This is a genomic window from Streptomyces guryensis, from assembly GCF_021261325.1.
Classification (GTDB): Bacteria; Actinomycetota; Actinomycetes; order Streptomycetales; family Streptomycetaceae; genus Streptomyces; species Streptomyces guryensis.
The window spans coordinates 616,933-635,630 of the sequence record NZ_JAJSBI010000002.1; the positions used below are offsets into that span (position 1 = coordinate 616,933).

General features: G+C 72.1%; 17 protein-coding genes and 1 pseudogene. 14 read left to right on the forward strand and 4 right to left on the reverse strand.

Annotated features, from left to right (window positions below; translation table 11 throughout):
* Positions 1 to 146: 146 nt before the first annotated feature.
* Positions 147 to 941: an IclR family transcriptional regulator gene (locus LJ657_RS06660; RefSeq protein ID WP_232647326.1), complete on the reverse strand. Its 795-nt coding sequence runs from the start codon at positions 939 to 941 to the stop codon at positions 147 to 149.
* Positions 942 to 1,194: 253 nt separating this feature from the next.
* Between LJ657_RS06660 and allB the strand changes: the two genes are divergently transcribed.
* Together allB and alc are read left to right on the forward strand one after the other, a co-directional pair.
* Complete coding sequence (gene allB, locus LJ657_RS06665; RefSeq protein ID WP_232647327.1) at positions 1,195 to 2,535, forward strand: allantoinase AllB; 1,341 nt, start codon at positions 1,195 to 1,197, stop codon at positions 2,533 to 2,535.
* A 52-nt stretch (positions 2,536 to 2,587) separates the two neighbouring features.
* Positions 2,588 to 3,718: an allantoicase gene (alc, locus tag LJ657_RS06670; RefSeq protein ID WP_232647328.1), complete on the forward strand. Its 1,131-nt coding sequence runs from the start codon at positions 2,588 to 2,590 to the stop codon at positions 3,716 to 3,718.
* 213 nt (positions 3,719 to 3,931) lie between these two features.
* Here alc and LJ657_RS06675 read toward each other — a convergent pair whose 3' ends face one another.
* Positions 3,932 to 4,678, reverse strand: coding sequence for an SDR family oxidoreductase (locus LJ657_RS06675; RefSeq protein ID WP_232647329.1), 747 nt, complete (start codon positions 4,676 to 4,678; stop codon positions 3,932 to 3,934).
* Positions 4,679 to 4,798: 120 nt separating this feature from the next.
* Between LJ657_RS06675 and LJ657_RS06680 the strand changes: the two genes are divergently transcribed.
* The 4 genes from LJ657_RS06680 to LJ657_RS06695 all read left to right on the forward strand — a co-directional run bounded on the left by LJ657_RS06680 (position 4,799) and on the right by LJ657_RS06695 (position 7,825).
* Entirely contained in the window at positions 4,799 to 5,614 is an 816-nt protein-coding gene (locus tag LJ657_RS06680) for an AIM24 family protein (RefSeq protein WP_232647331.1), read from the forward strand.
* A 107-nt stretch (positions 5,615 to 5,721) separates the two neighbouring features.
* Positions 5,722 to 6,348: a dihydrofolate reductase family protein gene (locus LJ657_RS06685; protein ID WP_232647332.1), complete on the forward strand. Its 627-nt coding sequence runs from the start codon at positions 5,722 to 5,724 to the stop codon at positions 6,346 to 6,348.
* A 91-nt stretch (positions 6,349 to 6,439) separates the two neighbouring features.
* Positions 6,440 to 7,345 carry a DMT family transporter gene (locus LJ657_RS06690; protein WP_232647334.1) on the forward strand — a complete coding sequence of 302 codons (906 nt, stop codon included), beginning with the start codon at positions 6,440 to 6,442 and terminating at the stop codon, positions 7,343 to 7,345.
* Positions 7,346 to 7,429: 84 nt separating this feature from the next.
* Positions 7,430 to 7,825 carry a ribonuclease domain-containing protein gene (locus LJ657_RS06695; protein ID WP_232647335.1) on the forward strand — a complete coding sequence of 132 codons (396 nt, stop codon included), beginning with the start codon at positions 7,430 to 7,432 and terminating at the stop codon, positions 7,823 to 7,825.
* 58 nt (positions 7,826 to 7,883) lie between these two features.
* On the opposite strand, the gene LJ657_RS06700 is transcribed toward LJ657_RS06695, so the two are convergent.
* Positions 7,884 to 8,084 (reverse strand): hypothetical protein, encoded by a 201-nt coding sequence (locus tag LJ657_RS06700; protein WP_232647336.1) that lies wholly within the window; start codon positions 8,082 to 8,084, stop codon positions 7,884 to 7,886.
* 179 nt (positions 8,085 to 8,263) lie between these two features.
* Here LJ657_RS06700 and LJ657_RS06705 point away from each other — a divergent pair, with 179 nt between their 5' ends.
* The 4 genes and pseudogenes from LJ657_RS06705 to LJ657_RS06720 all read left to right on the forward strand — a co-directional run bounded on the left by LJ657_RS06705 (position 8,264) and on the right by LJ657_RS06720 (position 11,586).
* Complete coding sequence (locus LJ657_RS06705; protein WP_232647337.1) at positions 8,264 to 9,511, forward strand: sensor histidine kinase; 1,248 nt, start codon at positions 8,264 to 8,266, stop codon at positions 9,509 to 9,511.
* 47 nt (positions 9,512 to 9,558) lie between these two features.
* On the forward strand, positions 9,559 to 10,221 hold the full coding sequence (locus tag LJ657_RS06710; RefSeq protein ID WP_232647339.1) for a response regulator transcription factor: 663 nt from the start codon (positions 9,559 to 9,561) through the stop codon (positions 10,219 to 10,221).
* A gap of 488 nt (positions 10,222 to 10,709) precedes the next feature.
* A pseudogene (locus LJ657_RS06715) lies at positions 10,710 to 11,051 on the forward strand (cytochrome P450); the annotation flags it as partial.
* A 34-nt stretch (positions 11,052 to 11,085) separates the two neighbouring features.
* The gene (locus LJ657_RS06720; protein ID WP_232647341.1) at positions 11,086 to 11,586 is read left to right on the forward strand and encodes a hypothetical protein; all 501 of its coding nucleotides are present in this window, start codon (positions 11,086 to 11,088) and stop codon (positions 11,584 to 11,586) included.
* On the opposite strand, the gene LJ657_RS06725 is transcribed toward LJ657_RS06720, so the two are convergent.
* Positions 11,579 to 12,601, reverse strand: a complete 1,023-nt coding sequence (locus tag LJ657_RS06725) for a Gfo/Idh/MocA family protein (protein ID WP_232647343.1) — start codon at positions 12,599 to 12,601, stop codon at positions 11,579 to 11,581. The two genes, LJ657_RS06720 and LJ657_RS06725, sit on opposite strands and share 8 nt — an antisense overlap.
* Before the next feature lie 129 nt (positions 12,602 to 12,730).
* Here LJ657_RS06725 and LJ657_RS06730 point away from each other — a divergent pair, with 129 nt between their 5' ends.
* From LJ657_RS06730 to LJ657_RS06745, 4 genes are all read left to right on the forward strand, one after another.
* The gene (locus LJ657_RS06730; protein WP_232647427.1) at positions 12,731 to 13,468 is read left to right on the forward strand and encodes a GntR family transcriptional regulator; all 738 of its coding nucleotides are present in this window, start codon (positions 12,731 to 12,733) and stop codon (positions 13,466 to 13,468) included.
* A 216-nt stretch (positions 13,469 to 13,684) separates the two neighbouring features.
* Positions 13,685 to 14,833, forward strand: a complete 1,149-nt coding sequence (locus LJ657_RS06735; RefSeq protein WP_232647429.1) for an ROK family glucokinase — start codon at positions 13,685 to 13,687, stop codon at positions 14,831 to 14,833.
* Positions 14,830 to 15,411, forward strand: coding sequence for a sugar kinase (locus tag LJ657_RS06740; protein ID WP_232647344.1), 582 nt, complete (start codon positions 14,830 to 14,832; stop codon positions 15,409 to 15,411). The genes LJ657_RS06735 and LJ657_RS06740 overlap by 4 nt, the downstream gene beginning before the upstream one ends.
* 101 nt (positions 15,412 to 15,512) lie before the next feature.
* Positions 15,513 to 18,350, forward strand: a complete 2,838-nt coding sequence (locus tag LJ657_RS06745) for an SCO1167/SCO6262 family helicase (RefSeq protein ID WP_232647345.1) — start codon at positions 15,513 to 15,515, stop codon at positions 18,348 to 18,350.
* Positions 18,351 to 18,698 lie beyond the last annotated feature (348 nt).

The window sequence follows — 18,698 nt, forward strand, 5'->3', positions numbered from 1 at the left end:
GGGCGCGGGGCTGTATCGATTTGCGGCTCCGCCGCGCGGGCGCGATCAACCGCAAGGGAGCCGCAGGTGAACGGCGGCCTACGGCGGCCCGGCGGAGTGAGCCGCACATCGGCTCGGTCCGCGGACCACAGGCGCCGCGGCGGCACCTACACCGGACTCTGGCTGGCCAGGGCCTCCGAGAGTTCCACCGCCACCTGCTGGAGCACCGGCACGATCTTGTCCGTCGCCGCCTCGGTGACCCGGCCCGCCGGTCCCGAGATCGAAATGGCGGCGGCGGTGGGGGAGTTGGGCACGGAGACGGCGAGGCAGCGCACCCCGATCTCCTGCTCGTTGTCGTCGACCGCGTAGCCGGCCCTGCGCACGTCCACCAGGGCCGCCAGGAAGCCCTCCGGCGTGGTGATCGTCTTGTCCGTCGCGGCGGGCATGCCGGTGCGGGCGAGCAGGGCGCGCACCTCGTGGTCCGGGGTGTTCGCGAGCAGGGCCTTGCCGACGCCCGTGGAGTGCGGGAGCACCCGTCGGCCGACCTCGGTGAACATCCGCATCGAGTGCTTGGACGGCACCTGGGCGACGTAGACGATCTCGTCGCCGTCGAGCAGCGCCATGTTCGCCGTCTCGCCGGTCTCCTCGACCAGGCGGGCCAGATAGGGGCGCGCCCAGGTGCCGAGCAGGCGTGCGGCGGACTCGCCGAGGCGGATCAGGCGCGGGCCGAGCGCATACCGGCGGTTGGCCTGCTGGCGGACGTATCCGCAGGCCACGAGCGTGCGCATCAGACGGTGAATGGTGGGCAGCGGCAGTCCGCTGCTCGCTGAGAGCTCGCTCAGTCCGACCTCGCCGCCCGCGTCCGCCATCCGTTCCAGCAGATCGAAGGCGCGCTCGAGGGACTGGACGCCGCCGCCGTTGGATTTGGCGGCGTCGGTGGTGCTGGCGCTGGACGTCGGCACGGCGCGTTCCTTTCGGGACTGGCGGGAAGGGCAGAAGCCTACCCGCCGGTCGGTTGACTCCCCGCTTGTACGTAGCTACGTTCTGCTTGCTGGAATTCTAATTCCGCTTTGTGGAAACGTCCAGAGTGGGTCCAGCGGGTGCACTGTGGAGAAGTGTGCCCTTGACGGCGCGGAAGCGGGAGTGAAGACTCCTTCAACAGAAAGTTGAATTCCGTTTCGTGGAAGTAAATCGCGGCGGCTGAGAGGGGTCCGGGTGTCCGACACAGAGCTGGTGCTGCGCTCGACGCGCGTCATCACACCCGAGGGAACGCGTCCCGCCACGGTCACGGTCGCCGGCGGCCGGATCACGGCCGTGCTGCCGTACGACGCCGCCGTACCCTCGGACGCCCGCCTGGAGGACTTCGGCGACGACGTCCTGCTGCCCGGCCTGGTCGACACGCACGTGCACGTCAACGACCCGGGCCGCACCGAGTGGGAGGGCTTCTGGACGGCCACGCGCGCGGCGGCGGCCGGCGGTATCACCACCCTCGTCGACATGCCGCTCAACTCCCTGCCACCGACCACGACGGTCGACAACCTCCGTACGAAGAGGGACGTCGCCGTCGACAAGGCGCACATCGACGTCGGCTTCTGGGGCGGCGCCCTGCCCGACAACGTCAAGGACCTGCGCCCGCTGCACGAGGCCGGTGTCTTCGGCTTCAAGGCGTTCCTGTCGCCGTCCGGGGTGGACGAGTTCCCGCATCTCGACCACGACCGACTCGCCCGGTCCCTGGCCGAGATCGCCTCCTTCGGCGGCCTGCTGATCGTGCATGCCGAGGACCCGCACCACCTGGACGCGGCCCCGCAGCACGGCGGCCCCAAGTACGCCGACTTCCTGGCCAGCCGCCCGCGTGACGCAGAGGACACGGCGATCTCCCAGCTGATCGGCCAGGCGAAACGCCTCAACGCGCGCGTGCACGTCCTGCATCTGTCGTCGAGCGACGCGCTTCCGCTGATCGCCGAGGCGAAGGCGGAGGGCGTGCGCGTCACGGTCGAGACCTGCCCCCACTATCTGACGTTGACGGCAGAGGAAGTCCCGGACGGCGCAAGCGAGTTCAAGTGCTGCCCGCCCATCCGTGAGGCCGCCAACCAGGACCTGCTGTGGCAGGCGCTGGCGGACGGCACCATCGACTGCGTGGTCACCGACCACTCCCCGTCCACGGCCGACCTCAAGACGGACGACTTCGCGACCGCCTGGGGCGGCATCTCCGGCCTCCAGCTGAGCCTGGCCGCGGTGTGGACCGAGGCACGCAGGCGCGGGCACGGCCTGGAGGACGTGGTCCGCTGGATGTCCTCGCGCACGGCGGAACTGGTGGGCCTGGACGCCCGCAAGGGCGCCATCGAGGCCGGCCGCGACGCGGACTTCGCGGTCCTCGCACCCGACGAGACGTTCACCGTGGACCCCGCGGCCCTCCAGCACCGCAACCGCGTGACGGCGTACGCCGGCAAGACCCTGTACGGCGTCGTGAAGTCGACCTGGCTGCGCGGTGAACGCATCGTCGCGGACGGGGAGTTCACCGGGCCGAAGGGGCGGCTGCTCACCCGCGACCACTGACCGAACCTCCCGCACCCGCAGCGGCCGACCCCGAAAGGACGATCTGATCACCGTGACGGCGCAGCATCAATCCCGCTTGGCCAGTTTCACCGGCGACGCGAACCCGTACGGAGGCGGTGATCCGTACGCCGACTACCGCACCGCCGACTTCCCCTTCACCCAGTACGCCAACCTCGCCGACCGGCAGCTCGGAGCCGGCGTGATCGCCGCCAACGACGAGTTCTTCGCCCAGCGCGAGAACCTGCTGGTGCCCGAGGCGGCCGAGTTCGACCCCGAGCACTTCGGGCACAAGGGCAAGGTCATGGACGGCTGGGAGACGCGCCGCCGCCGTGGCGCATCGGCCGAGCACCCGTGGCCGACGGCCGAGGACCACGACTGGGCACTGGTCCGCCTCGGCGCGCCCGGCGTGATCCGCGGGATCGTCGTCGACACGGCCCACTTCCGCGGCAACTACCCGCAGGCGGTGTCGGTCGAGGGCACGTCGGTACCCGGCTCCCCGTCCCCGGAGGAGCTCCTGGGCGACGACGTGAAGTGGACGACCCTCGTCCCGCGCACCCCGGTGGGCGGCCACGCGGCCAACGGCTTCGCCGTCTCGGCCGAGCAGCGCTTCACACACCTCCGCGTCAACCAGCACCCCGACGGCGGCATCGCGCGCCTGCGCGTGTACGGCGAGGTCGTCCCGGACCCCGAGTGGCTGGCGACCCTGGGCACCTTCGACGTCGTCGCCCTGGAGAACGGCGGCCAGGCCGAGGACGCCTCCAACCTCTTCTACTCCCCGGCCACGAACACCATCCAGCCGGGCCGCTCCCGCAAGATGGACGACGGCTGGGAGACCCGCCGCCGCCGCGACCAGGGCAACGACTGGATCCGCTACCGCCTCGCGGCCCAGTCCCAGATCCGCGCGATCGAGATCGACACGGCGTATCTGAAGGGCAACAGCGCGGGCTGGGCCTCGGTGTCGGTGAAGGACGGCGAGGGTGGTGACTGGCGCGAGGTACTCCCGCGCACGCGCCTCCAGCCCGACACCAACCACCGCTTCGTCCTGCCGGCCCCGGCCGTCGGCACCCACGCGCGCGTGGACATCTTCCCGGACGGCGGCATCTCGCGGCTGCGGCTCTTCGGCTCCCTGACGGAAGCAGGTGCGACGGCGCTTGCGGCCCGGCACCAGGAACTGGGGGGCTGAGGCAGGCTGGTTCTCGCCCCCGCCGCCCCTTCCCAATCCCGTCCCCTGGGGGCTCCGCCCCCAGGCCCCCGTTTCGGCCTGAACGGCCTCGTCCTCAAACGCCGGACGGGCTGAAGGCATCCAGCCCCTCCGGCGTTCGAGGAGCGGGGGTCCGGGGGCCGGCCCCCGGGTCGGGACGGGAAGGGGCGGCGGGGGCGAAAGCCTTCGACGGCATCACGCCGCGAACCCGCCGTCCACCGCGAACTCGGCCCCGGTGACGTACTCAGCCCCCGCCAGGTACGCCACCATCCCCGCCACCTCCTCGGCCGTCCCGTAACGACCGACCGCCGTCATCGCCGCCTGACCGGCCGCATCGGGCCCATCCGCAGGATTCATATCCGTGTCGATCGGACCGGGATGCACGATGTTCGCCGCGATCCCCCGTCCACCCAACTCCCGGGCCAGCGCCTTCGTCAGGCCCACCAGGGCCGCCTTGCTCGTGGCGTACAGCGTCCCGCCCGGCCCCGGCACCCGCTGGGTCATACACGTACCGATCGTGATGATCCGCCCCCCGGACGCCATCCGCGCAGCCGCCGCCTGCGAGGTCAGGAACACGCCCCGGACGTTCACCGAAAGGACCCGGTCGACGTCGGCGAGCGCCAGACCGTGCAACGGTCCCAGCACGCCCACGCCCGCGTTGTTCACCAGCACATCGAGCCCGCCCAGCGCCACCGCCGCACGTTCCACCGCCCCCGCCGCCTCGTCCGCATCCGCGGAATCCGCCCGCAGAGCCACCCCCCGCCGCCCCAGCGCCTCGATCCGCCGTACGACGTCCGCGGCCGCATCGCTGCCGTTCACACACGTCACGGCCACGTCCGCGCCGTCCCGGGCGAGCCGCAGCGCCGTCGCCGCACCGATGCCGCGGCTGCCGCCGGTCACCAGGGCCACCTTGCCTTCGAGAGTTCCGTCAGTGGTTGTCATGGATCCATCCCAGCGCCGGCCGCGCGCTGGCGCCGGCGGCGAACGGACACCGAGATCGAGTGGCCGGAACACACCGGATCAGGCCGGAACTCTTTCCTCCACCTCCCGCGTTCTCCCCACGTGACACTTCAGCAAGAGATCGTCGGCACCGCCATGCAGATGGCGGTCGTCAACCTGCGCCCCGGTCAGACCGTGTACTGCGAGGCGGGCAAGTTCCTGTTCAAGACGACGAACGTGACCATGGAGACCCGCCTCTCCGGTCCCTCGAACGGCGGCGGGCAGTCCCAGGGCGGCGGAGGCGGTGGCATGGGCGGCATGCTGCGCCAGGCCATGGGTACCGCCATGCAGGTCGGCCAGCGCATGCTCGCGGGCGAGTCGCTCGCGTTCCAGTACTTCAGCGCCCAGGGCGGAGAGGGGACAGTCGGCTTCGCGGGCGTGCTCCCGGGCGAGATGCGCGCCCTGGAACTCGACGGCACGCGCGCATGGTTCGCTGAGAAGGACGCCTTCGTGGCCGCCGAGTCCACCGTCGACTTCGGCATCGCCTTCCAGGGCGGCCGTACCGGCATGAGCGGCGGCGAGGGCTTCATCCTGGAGAAGTTCACCGGGCACGGCACGGTGATCATCGCGGGTGCCGGCAACTTCATCGACCTCAACCCGGCCGACTTCGGCGGCCGTATCGAGGTCGACACGGGCTGCGTCGTCGCCTTCGAGGAGGGCATCCAGTACGGCGTCCAGCGCATCGGCGGCCTCAACCGCCAGGGCATGATGAACGCAGTCTTCGGCGGCGAGGGCCTCTCCCTGGCCACCCTGGAGGGCAACGGCCGGGTGATCCTGCAGTCCCTCACCATCGAGAGCCTGGCGAACGCCCTCAAGAAGGCCCAGGGCGGCGACAAGCAGGGCCCGACGGGCGGCTTGTTCTCCACCCACGCCGGGTGAGGTGCCGTACCCACGGCCGGTCGGTCACGAGCGACCGATGAGTTGCGGGCGCCGGTGGGGTCTGAGGTGATGACAACAGACCCCACACCAGGAAGCAGGCATCCGCCATGGGCAAGCTCGTCTCCACGATCTTCGTCACCCTCGACGGCGTCTACCAGGCACCCGGCGGCCCCCAGGAGGACACCCGGGGCGGCTTCGAGCACGGTGGCTGGAGTTTCGTGTACGGCGACGAGGACTTCGGCCGGTTCGTCGGCGAGGTCTTCGAGCGCCCCGCCGCGTTCCTCCTCGGGCGCCGCACGTACGACATCTTCGCCTCTCACTGGCCGAAGGTGACCGACCCCGCCGACCGCATCGCCGCCCAGCTGAACGCGCTGCCGAAGTACGTCCCGTCGTCCACCCTCACCGACCCCGCATGGTCCGGCACCACCGTGATCGGCGGCGACCTCGCCAAGGAGGTCACCGCCCTCAAGGAGCGCACCGACGGCGAGCTCCAGGTGCACGGCAGCGGCGCCCTCGTCCAGTCCCTGCTGGACCTCGGCCTCGTCGACACCGTCCACCTGGTGACGTTCCCGGTGGTGCTGGGCACCGGCCTCCGTCTCTTCAAGGAGGGCGCGGTACCGACCAAGTTCCGCCACACGGGCGGCCGTACGACCCCCGCCGGGGTCTCCATCCAGTCGTACGACGTGGCCGGACGGCCCGACTACGGCTCGTACGAGCTCCCGGAAAACGCCTAGCCGAGGATCAGCCGCGCCGGTACGGTGATCGCTCCCCGTGGGAGCCGCCGACGTCTCCGCACACCCGCCGGAGACCGGGAGAGCCGCCCCCATGTCGTCGATCGCCGTACCGCGCCCGCTCGCGCCCCGCCGGGCCTGGCTCACCGACCTGCCCGTGCTGCTCGTCGCGGTCGTGTGGGGCGCGAGCTACCTCGCGGCCAAGGACATCACCACCGCACGGACGGTGCTCGCCGTCCTGGTGCTGCGCTTCGCCGTGGTCCTGCCCGTGCTCGCAGTCGTCGCACGGCGCTCGCTGCGCGCCCTCACCGCAGCCCAGTGGCGCGGCGCCGCGCTGCTCGGGCTGATCCTCGGTGGGATCTTCCTGCTGGAGACGTACGGCGTCGTGCAGACCTCGGCGACCAACGCCGGCCTCATCATCAGCCTCACCATGATCTTCACCCCGCTCGCGGAGGCCGCGGTCACGCGCGTCCGGCCCCCCCGCGCGTTCCTCGCGGCGGCCGGCCTCTCCGTGCTCGGCGTCGTCCTGCTCACCCAGGGCGGCGGCTTCACCCGACCCTCGCTCGGCGACCTGCTGATGCTGCTCGCCGCCCTCGCCCGCACCGTGCACGTCCTCGCCATGTCGCGCATCAAGGCCGTCCGGGGGGCCGACGCGCTGTCGCTCACCACGGTCCAACTGGGAGCCGCCGTCGCAGTGTTCGCGGTCCTGTCGGCCGGCGCCGGCACCACGCCGTGGGGCACGGCGGCCGGCTTCGGGGCGCGGGAGTGGGCCGGGCTGCTGTTCCTGTCCGTGTGCTGCACGCTGTTCGCGTTCTTCGTGCAGATGTGGGCCGTGCGCCGTACGTCCCCCTCGCGCGTCAGCCTGCTGCTCGGCACCGAGCCGCTGTGGGCCGCCGCGGCCGGCATCGCGCTCGGCGGGGAACGGCTCGGAGCGCTCGGACTGGCAGGCGGTGCGCTGGTGCTTGTGGGGACCGCGTGGGGACGCAGGGCCGCAGGTTAACTTACGGAAAACTCATCGGACTTGACGGGAAAATCTGCGGATTTGACGTTGACATGCCACTGTCTACGCGCGTCATCATGAGGCATGACTTCCCCCACACGCGCCACTCGCTTCGGCGCCGCAGCCGTTCTTCTGTCCGCCCTTCTCGTGGGCGGCACCGTCACCGCCACCACCGCGGACGCAGCCGCCGACTCCGTCGGCAGCATCTGCTACAACTCCCTGCCCTCCCAGGCGCACGACACCCTCGACCTGATCGCGCAGGGCGGGCCGTACCCGTACTCGCAGGACGGCGTCGTCTTCACGAACCGCGAAGGCGTCCTGCCCAGCCAGTCGTCCGGGTACTACCACGAGTACACGGTCATCACGCCGGGCGCGCCGACGCGCGGAGCCCGTCGCATCGTGACCGGCGAGCAGTCCCAGGAGGACTACTACACCTCGGACCACTACGCCACGTTCGACCTGATCGACTTCGGCTGCTGAGCGACTTCCCCCGCTCGGTCAGTCCGAAAGAACGGTGCGCCGGAAGTCCGGTCCGCGCTCATCCGGACTTCCGGCTCTCCGCGGCGGCGAACAGCGCGATCGCCAGCACCACCAGGGCGACGCTCGCGTAGACCCCGTAGCCGTCGAGGAAGCCGAGCCGCTGCACGAGGCCCGCATGCCAGTGGGTGAACTCGTCCACCAGGCCCAGCACGCCCTGCACCAGGGCGAAGAATCCGAGTAACTCCAGCAGCTGCTTCATGCCATGACCCTCGCCCCGCGGACCCCCCACGGAACATCGGCCGCGGGGCGAGCCGTGTCTGACGGAAGTTCCCCGTCCGGCGGGGCGGGCGCGCCGAAAGTCTCCAGTGGTGCGACTTTGGTCGGGGATCCTCCGCATGGAGGGGTGGCGGCGGGCCCGACTGCGTAGATTTGTCGACCGTGAGGGATGACAAGCCCGCGCCGGCCGCCGCGGGGACCATCGGCCGCAGATGGCTGTTTCCGTCGGCCCTGCTCCACGAGATCGACCCCGACGCCGGGCGGTCCGGGCGGCCCAGGCGCACCGTGCGGGACTGGGTCGTCGACTTCACCTGCTTCCTGCTCGCCGTGGCCATCGGTCTGGCGGCCGCGGACACCCTGCACCACGACACGCATACCCCGCACGCCCTCGCCGTCGTCGACCAGCTGCTCGGCGCGCTGGCCTGCGCCGCGGTATGGGCGCGCCGCCGCTGGCCGCTCGGACTCGCCGTCGCGATGATCCCCGTCGGCCTCCTGTCGAACACGGCGGGCGGCGCCGGCATGGTCGTCATCTTCACCCTCGCCGTGCACCGGCCCTTCCGGTACGTCGCCTGGATCGGCGGCGTCTCCATCGCGCTGATCCCGCCGTTCTTCTGGCTGCGCCCGGACCCCGACCTGCAGTTCGCGGGGGCGGTCGCGTTCGCCGAACTGCTCACCCTCACCGTCATCGGCTGGGGCATGTTCGTACGGTCCAAGCGCCAGCTCATGGTGAGCCTGCGCGACCGCGCCCGGCGTGCCGAGACGGAGGCGCAGCTGCGCGCCGAGCAGGCGCAGCGGCTCGCCCGCGAGGCCATCGCCCGCGAGATGCACGACGTTCTCGCGCACCGGCTGACCCTGCTGAGCGTGCACGCCGGCGCCCTGGAGTTCCGGCCCGGCGCACCCCAGGAGGAGGTCGCGCGGGCGGCCGGGGTCATCCGCGAGAGCGCGCACGAGGCCCTCCAGGACCTGCGGGAGATCATCGGCGTCCTGCGCGCGGGCGAGCCCGACGACGCGGGCCGCCCCCAGCCGACGCTCGCGGCCCTGGACGGGCTGGTCGCCGAGTGCCGCGAGGCCGGCATGAAGGTCACCCTCGCGAGTCGTGTGTCGGACCCCGCCGCCGTCCCCTCCTCCGTCGGCCGCACCGCGTACCGCATCGCCCAGGAGGCCCTGACCAACGCTCGCAAGCACGCCCCCGGCACGGAGGTCACGGTCTCCGTCACGGGCACCCCTGGCGAGGGCCTTGTCGTCGACGTACGAAATCCCGCCCCCGAGGGCGACGTGCCCGCCGTCCCCGGCTCCGGGCAGGGGCTGATCGGGCTGACGGAACGGGCCACCCTGACCGGCGGCCGGCTCGAGCACGGGGCGGAGCCGGACGGCGGGTTCCGGGTGCGGGCGTGGCTGCCCTGGGGATGAGGCGACCCGGGCGCGGCGGCCCCGCCCGCCGTGATTACGTAAGGCCCATGACTGCGATCAGACTGCTCCTCGTCGACGACGACCCCCTGGTGCGGGCCGGGCTGTCCCTGATGATGGGCGGCGCCGAGGACATCGAGATCGTCGGTGAGGCCGCCGACGGCGCCGAGGTCGAGGAGCTCGTCGACCGCACCCGCCCCGACGTGGTCCTCATGGACATCCGGATGCCGTCGGTGGACGGTCTCACGGCCACCGAGCGGCTACGGGACCGCAAGGACGCCCCGCAGGTCGTGGTCCTCACCACCTTCCACGCCGACGAACAGGTGCTGCGCGCCCTGCGCGCGGGTGCTGCCGGATTCGTCCTGAAGGACACCCCGCCCGCCGAGATCGTCGACGCCGTGCGCCGGGTCGCGGTCGGCGACCCCGTGCTGTCGCCCACCGTCACACGGCAGTTGATGGAGCACGCCGTGGGCTCCGGCGCCGACACCCGGCGCAGGCACGCGCGCGTGCGCATCGACACCCTCAACGACCGCGAGCGCGAGGTCGCCGTCGCGGTCGGCCGCGGCCTGTCCAACGCCGAGATCGCCACCACGCTCTTCATGAGCGTCCCCACCGTGAAGACCCATGTCTCCCGCATCCTGGCCAAACTCGACCTCAACAACCGTGTGCAGATCGCCCTGTTGGCGTACGACGCGGGCCTTCTGGAGGAATAGCGCTCCGCGGGATGGGCAGGTCGATCGTCTGCGGCGTCGCCATGGCTTGTCGCGCCCCGCGGCGCAGTCGCAGATCCTGACAGCCGCGCGCCCCTTCAGGGCACGGCCGAACCGCTGCGGACCTCGCGCGAACGCGCAGGATCCGTCCGGCGCACGGGCACTGACGCGGCCCGCCGCGCGTTGTCGATGCACCGGGGAGAACCGGGCGGGGGACGGGGCGGGACGCGGGGCCATGAAGAAGGTAATTGTGATAGTCGAGCTGCGGCCCGGGTTGGGCTGCTGCCAGGCTCGGCGCCGACGTTCCGGCATGACCCACAAGGTAATTGGCGGCTCGTTGCAGCCTGCCGTTCGCCCGAGTTGTCTGCCGGACGTCGGCGTCGGCCTGGCCCACCCCGTTGGCTTGATCAGCAGCTTGTCCGCCATCTCGACGTGACTCATCACAGTTCTGCCACGCGGTGACTCCACCCAGGCCGACGCGACCACGGCCGGAGAACGCCACGTTCCGGTTCGCCGCCGAGCCCCTGGAGATCGGCGGCACCCGGATCGAGAAGGGCGACTTCGTGATGGTCGGCCTCACCGCCGCCGACCGCGACGGACTGCGCTATCCCGCCCCCGACCGCTTCGACATCCGCCGCGACACCCGCGGCCACCTGGCCTTCGGCCACGGCATCCACTACTGCCTCGGCGCCCCCCTGGCCCGCCTCGAAGCCCGCACGGCGATACGTACGCTGCTCGAGCGGGCCCCCGGCCTGGCCCTCGACGGCCCGCCCGGCGACCGGCTACCCGGCATGCTGATGCGCGGGGTGCGCAGCCTGCCGGTGCGCTGGTAGAACACCCTGATCCAGAAGTACTCAGGGGGCCTGCATGCTGCGCACAGCGGAGATCACCGCCGAGCTGACCGGACAGCTCGGCGGCGACGACTTCCACAATCTGCACTGGCGTTCACAGTTCGAGTTCAGCGTGGACTGCTTCATCTGCGAGCGGACCGGCCGCACCACGGTCTACGAGCGCGGCGCGGAGCGGGCCCTGTGCTCGGGCAGCCGCAGCGGCTTCCGGCGCCACCGCACCGCGGGCCGGATCGCCGCGTACGACACCACCTCTGGCAAGGAGCGGCTGGTGCTGCGTGCCCTGGTCGACTTCTGGTGGGCGCCCTTCGAGGATGCGAAGGACGGCAGGCCGGCTCAGGCGCCCACCAGCCACCCCTGGGTGCGGTTGCACCTCGGGTACTGCTGCCCGAAGACCAAGGAGTCCGGCACCGACAGTATCCAGAGCAACCTGGTCCGGCCGTACGAGCTGCGCTGCACCCATTGCGAGTCACTGATGGCCGCGGACACCACGGCACCGGCGATACGCCTGCTCACCTGAACGCGGACTCGGCCCGGCCCGGAATCTCCGCGAGCGCCACCTGTCTGCGCTCCCGCCGGGAGACCTCGCAGGCCTCGGCGATCCGCAGCGCCTGCAGCGCCTCGCGACCGTCGCACGGATTGGCCCGCTGCCCGAGGACGACCTCGACGAACGCGCCCAGTTCGGCCTCGTAGGCGGGCCCGAAGCGCTCCAGGAAGCCGGACCACGGCTTGTCCGCGGCCGGCGGCCCGGTCGGCTCGGTGGAGGCGATCGGTGTTCGGTCGTCCAGGCCGACGACGATCTGGTCGAGCTCCCCGGCCAGTTCCATGCGGACGTCGTAGCCGGCGCCGTTCAGCCGGGTGGCCGTGGCCGTGGCGAGGGTGCCGTCGTCGAGCGTGAGCAGCGCGGCACCCGTGTCCACGTCACCCGCCTCCCGGAACATCGGCGGCCCCGCGTCGGACCCGGCCGCGTACACCTCGACGACCTCGTGCCCCGTCACCCAGCGCAGCGCGTCGAAGTCGTGGATCAGTGCGTCCCGGTACAGGCCGCCGGACAGCCGCAGCCATCCGGGCGCGGGAGGAACCTGGTCGGACGTCACCGCCCGTACGGTGTGCAGCCGCCCGAGTCGGCCCGCGGACACCGCGTCGCGCGCGCCCGTGTAGCCCGTGTCGAAGCGGCGCTGGAACCCCATCTGCAGAACCGTCCCGGCCGCCTCGACCTCGCTGATGGCGTGCAGGGTGCCGGGCAGGTCGAGCGCTATGGGCTTCTCGCAGAACACCGGGAGCCCCGAGCGTGCTGCCCGACCGATCAGTTCGGCGTGGGCCGACGTCGCCGTCGTGATCACCACGGCGTCCACGCCCCACTTGAAGATCTCGTCCACTCCCGGCGCCGCCGTCTCTCCGAGGCGGAGCGCGAGCTCCTGGGCCCGCGCCGGATCCACATCCGTGAGGATCAGTGACCCGACCTCGCGGTTGCGGCTGAGCGTGTTCGCATGGATGGTGCCGATGCGGCCCGTACCGATGACCCCGATGCGCATGGAAACAAAGTGAGGGTTCAGTGCGTACGCTGTCAATGCATATGTCCGGACAATCGAACTACACAACTTCCCGTCAACAACTCGTGGAGCTACGCTCGGCCCGTGCCGAAACCTGAAGTGGACCCGACCCTGTCGCTCGAGCTCAGAGTGGACCGGAGTTCTCCGGTGCCGTTGTACTTCCAGCTGTCCCAGCAGCTCGAAGCGGCGATCGAGCACGGAGCACTCACCCCCGGCAGCCTGCTGGGCAACGAGATCGAGCTGGCCGCACGGCTCGGACTGTCCCGGCCCACCGTCCGCCAGGCCATCCAGTCGCTCGTGGAGAAGGGCCTCCTGGTGCGTCGCCGCGGCGTGGGCACGCAGGTCGTGCACAGCCAGGTCAAGCGCCCCCTGGAGCTCTCCAGCCTCTACGACGACCTGGAGGCGGCCGGCCAGCGCCCCGCGACCAGGGTGCTGGTCAACACGGTCGTCCCGGCGACCGCCGAGGTCGCCGCCGCCCTCAACGTGGCCGAGGGCAGCGACGTCCACCGGGTGGAGCGCCTTCGGCTGGCGCACGGGGAGCCGATGGCCTACCTGTGCAACTTCATCCCGCCGGGCCTGCTCGACCTGGACACCGCGCAGCTGGAGGTCACCGGCCTGTACCGCATGATGCGCGCCGCCGGGATCACCCTGCACAGCGCCCGCCAGACGATCGGCGCCCGCGGTGCCACGACCGCCGAGGCCGACCGCCTCGCCGAAACCGAGGGCGCCCCGCTGCTCACCATGCAACGCGTGACTTTCGACGACACGGGCAGGGCGGTGGAGTACGGCACGCACACGTACCGGCCGACGCGCTACTCCTTCGAGTTCCAGCTGCTCGTACGGTCCTGAAGGCGACATGGGCGGAGATCGGTTGGTCGCAATGTCAGGACAAAGAAAACGGTCTGTGCGGAAGCGCGCCGTCGAGGGGCGCGGGGCTGTGTCGATATGCGGCTCCGCCGCGTGGGCGCGACCAGCCACGAACAACCCGCACCCGGCACCCATCGCGCACCGCCTTTGCTCCCCCGCACAGCACCCAGAGTCACGTTGAGGCACAATCGGGCCTTGATGAGCACCTACGGCAACTTCACCGCCCCCATAGGCTCCCGCCGTGCCCCCGCGCTCCGCACGGTCGGCACGAGGGAGCGCCGCTCGCACCTGACCGCACCCCGTGTGCCGACGGTCGGCATCGACATCGGCGGCACAAAAGTGATGGCGGGCGTCGTCGACGCCGACGGCAACATCCTGGAGAAGCTCCGCGCGGAGACCCCGGACAAGTCCAAGAGCCCCAAGGTCGTCGAGGACACCATCGTCGAGCTGGTCCTGGACCTCTCCGACCGGCACGACGTGCACGCGGTGGGCATCGGCGCGGCCGGCTGGGTCGACGCCGACCGCAACCGCATCCTGTTCGCCCCGCACCTGTCGTGGCGCAACGAGCCCCTCCGGGACCGCCTCGCGGGCCGGCTCGCCGTGCCCGTCCTGGTCGACAACGACGCGAACTCCGCCGCCTGGGCCGAGTGGCGCTTCGGCGCCGGCCGCGGCGAGGACCACCTCGTCATGATCACGCTCGGCACCGGCATCGGCGGCGCCATCCTGGAGGACGGCCAGGTCAAGCGCGGCAAGTACGGTGTCGCGGGTGAGTTCGGGCACATGCAGGTGGTCCCCGGCGGTCATCGCTGCCCGTGCGGCAACCGGGGCTGCTGGGAGCAGTACAGCTCCGGCAACGCGCTGGTCCGGGAGGCCAAGGAGCTGGCCGCCGCCGACTCCCCGGTGGCGTACGGGATCATCGAGCACGTCAAGGGCAACATCGCCGACATCACCGGCCCGATGATCACCGAGCTGGCCCGGGACGGCGACGCGATGTGCATCGAGCTGCTGCAGGACATCGGGCAGTGGCTCGGCGTCGGCATCGCGAACCTGGCGGCGGCCCTGGACCCGTCCTGCTTCGTGATCGGCGGCGGCGTCTCGGCCGCCGACGACCTGCTGATCGGCCCCGCACGGGACGCCTTCAAGCGCCAGCTCACGGGCCGCGGCTACCGCCCGGAGGCCCGTATCGCGCGCGCCCAGCTCGGCCCCGAGGCCGGTATGGTCGGCGCCGCCGACCTCGCCCGCCTGGTGGCCCGCCGCTTCCGCCGCGCCAATCGACGCAGGGTCGAGCGGCACGAGCGCTACGAGCGGTACCTGGAGACCCGCCGCTCCGCCAGGGACAGCGCATGACCGCCTCGCTGCCGCGTCAGGTCCTGCCCCCGGACGAGCCGCGCCGGCCGGCCGAGGACCGCCGTCACAAGATCCGCCGCAGGGCGCTCACCCTGCTCATCATCGTGCTGCTCATCGGCGTCCCGGCCGGCTATCTGGTGATCTCCGCCAACCAGAGCCGCGACAGCGGCAAGGACAAGGAGGCCAAGTACGCGGCGACCGGCCTGACCAAGGGCTGGCCGTCGCAGGTGCAGCGCCGCCTCTACCAGGTGCCGATGCCGCACCCGTCGGGCAAGGTCGCCAGCTACGAGACGAACAACTGGAAGACCAGCCGTCTCTACGTCCAGTTCCAGACCCCGCTGCGCAACCTCGACGTCTTCCTCCACGACATGGGCGTCACCCGCGCCGATCTGAAGCGGGGCGACATCACCATCAGCGCCCGCGACCAGAAGATCACCGGCTGGGACTTCACCAGCCCGGGCCCCTGGTACGGCCTGGTCCACGAGCAGAAGGCACCCAAGCCCACCCAGTACGTCATGATGAGCCTGGGGAACAGGAACAACCCGTTCTTCTACGTCGTCTCCCGGACGGTTCCGTGACGCGGCGGGCTTCGGCGCGGCCGCCGGAGCCGATTGTCAGACCCCGCCCGTAGAGTCGAAGACGTCTGATCCGACACACGGGGCGGGAGGTGACAGGTCGTATGGGCGACACGGCTGCGGTGGCCGGGCGAGCGGCCGAGGGGGAGCCGGTCGCGGGGGAGTCCGTGCCCGTCCGGCTCGCGGCCGTCTTCCTGCCCGCGCCGCTGCCGCGGGACGGCCGGATCGCCTTCTGGGACCCGGAGGGCGGCGCCCTGACCGCCGGGGACACCGAGCTCACCGTCGTACGACGGCACGGCGCGGGAGTCCGGCGCAGGACCGCCCCCGCGCTCTCCCTCCCGGTCGGCTCGGCACTGCCCCACCTCGTCCGCGCCCGGCGCGACCCGGCCGCCCACCCCGCCACCGTCTGCTGGGGCGCGGCCGCACTGCACGCCCTGCGGCTCATCGCCCGCGGACGGCTGCTGCCCGGCCTGACGGCCACCGGTCACGACGCATGGCGGGCCGGCCCCCTGGACCCGGACGACATCGCGCACATCCGGTCGGTCGCCGCGGCCCTGCCGTACGAGGGCCATGCGGTCCCGCTGCCCGGCCCGGGCCCGCTGCGGCTGCCCGAGCCGGAGGCGCTGATGCGCTCCTTCCTGGACGCGGTCGCCGACACCCTCCCGCGCACCCCCGCCGCACCGCACGCCTCCGGCAGGCCCTTCGCCGACCGCCGCCCGCAGCGCCTGCCCGAAGCCCAGGACTGGGCCGCCGAGGTCGCCGCCGGCATGGACGCGGGCGTGCGCATCTCGCTCCGCCTCGACCTGTCGGCGTACGAGCTGTTCGACCGGGACGAGGGGGTGCGCACCGCGGGCGCCGCGATCGTCCAGGTGCACAGCCTCGCCGACCCCACGCTGATCGCCGACGCGGCGGCCCTGTGGGCGGGGGAGGCGGACGCGGCGTTCGGCCCCCGCGCACGCGTGGACGCGGCCCTCGCCGTGCGGCGTGCGGCCCGGATCTGGCCGCCCCTGGACCGGCTCGCCGAGCAGGACGTGCCCGACGTCCTGGCGCTGTACGACGAGGAGCTGGGCGACCTGCTCGGAGTGGCGGCGACCCGGCTCGCGGCCGCCGGGGTCGCCGTGCACTGGCCCCGGGATCTGGCCCAGGACCTGAGCGCGGCCGCGGTGGTCCGGCCCGCGCCGGGCTCCGCGACCGACGGCACGGGCTTCTTCGAGAGCGACGAACTCCTCCAGTTCCGCTGGCAGTTGGCGCTCGGCGGCGACCCGCTCAGCGAGGCCGAGATGGACGCCCTCGCCGAGGCCCACCGCCCGGTGGTGCGGCTGCGGGACCGCTGGGTCCTGGTCGACCCCGCCCTGGTCCGCAAGGCTCGCAAGCGCGAACTGGGCCTGCTCGACCCGGTGGACGCGCTCTCCGTCGCGCTCAGCGGCAGCGCGGAGGTGGACGGGGAGACGGTCGAGGCGGTACCGGTCGGCGCCCTCGCGGCCCTGCGTGACCGCCTGACGGCCGGGGTGCGCCCCGCCGAACCGCCCTCGGACCTGCACGCCACCCTCCGGGACTACCAGCTCCGGGGCCTGGCCTGGCTGGACCTCATGACCTCCCTCGGCCTGGGCGGCTGCCTCGCCGACGACATGGGGCTCGGCAAGACGATCACGCTCATCGCGCTGCACCTCAAGCGCGCCCGCCGCGAGCCGACCCTGGTCGTCTGCCCGGCCTCCCTGCTCGGCAACTGGCAGCGGGAGATCACCCGGTTCGCGCCCGGCGTTCCCGTCCGCCGTTTCCACGGCCCCGACCGCACCCTGGACGACCTGACCGACGGTTTCGTCCTCACCACCTACGGCACGATGCGGACGACGGCACCGCGGCTCGCCGAGCAGCGGTGGGGCATGGTCGTCGCGGACGAGGCACAGCACGTCAAGAACCCGTACTCGGCGACGGCGAAGGCGCTGCGCACGATTCCGTCCCCGGCGCGCGTGGCCCTCACCGGGACCCCCGTGGAGAACAACCTCTCCGAACTCTGGGCCCTGCTCGACTGGACGACACCCGGACTCCTCGGTCCCCTGAAGTCCTTCCGCGCCCGGCACGCGCGCGCCGTGGAGAACGGCGAGGACGAGGAGGCCGTGACCCGCCTGGCCCGTCTGGTCCGTCCCTTCCTCCTGCGCCGCAAGAAGTCCGACCCCGGCATCGTTCCCGAGCTGCCGCCCAAGACGGAGACGGACCACCCGGTGCCGCTCACCCGCGAACAGGCGGCCCTCTACGAGGCGGTGGTGCGGGAGTCCATGCTGGCCATCGAGACCTCGGACGGCATCGCACGCCGGGGCCTGGTGCTCAAGCTGCTCGGTGCGCTGAAGCAGATCTGCGACCACCCCGCGCTGTATCTCAAGGAGGAGGCCCCCCAGGGCGAGCGGCTTCTCGCGCGTTCCGGCAAACTCGCCCTTCTGGACGAGCTGTTGGACACGCTGCTGGCGGAGGACGGCTCGGCGCTCGTCTTCACCCAATACGTGGGGATGGCCCGCCTGATCACCGCGCACCTGGTCTCCCGGGCGGTTCCGGTGGACCTGCTGCACGGCGGTACCCCGGTCCCGGAGCGCGAACGCATGGTGGACCGCTTCCAGAGCGGCGCGACCCCGGTCCTGGTGCTGTCGCTGAAGGCGGCCGGCACCGGCCTGAACCTCACCCGCGCGGGCCACGTCATCCACTTCGACCGCTGGTGGAACCCGGCGGTCGAGGAACAGGCCACCGACCGCGCCTACCGTATCGGCCAGACCCAGCCGGTCCAGGTCCACCGCCTGATCACCGAGGGCACGGTCGAGGACCGAATCGCCGAAATGCTGGAGGCCAAGCGGGCGTTGGCCGACGCGATCCTCGGCTCCGGCGAGTCGGCCCTCACCGAACTGACCGACCGCGAACTCACCGACCTGGTCACCCTTCGGAGGCCGACATGACCCCGGGCCCGGCGGACGAGGCCCGCCGAGCGCTGCGGGAGGCGCGGGAGCACGGCACCGAGACCCGCGGGGGCGGCGTACCGGGACGTGGGAGGGCCGCGGACGAGAATCCGGCCGAGGAGAGCGGTGCGGAGGACGAGCCGACGCGGAAGGGGCATCCGCGACCCGAGCAGGGACAGGCCTCCGAGACGCCCGATCCCGACCGGGCCCGGCCCGCAGACGCCGCGCGCGCGGCACTCCGCCGGGCGATCTCGGCGAAGCGCGAAGCGAGCGGCACAGGCCTGGCCGCGGACGCCGGAACCTCTGAGTCGGGCGGCCCGGGCGGGGGCGTGCCGGGCGTGGCGTCCG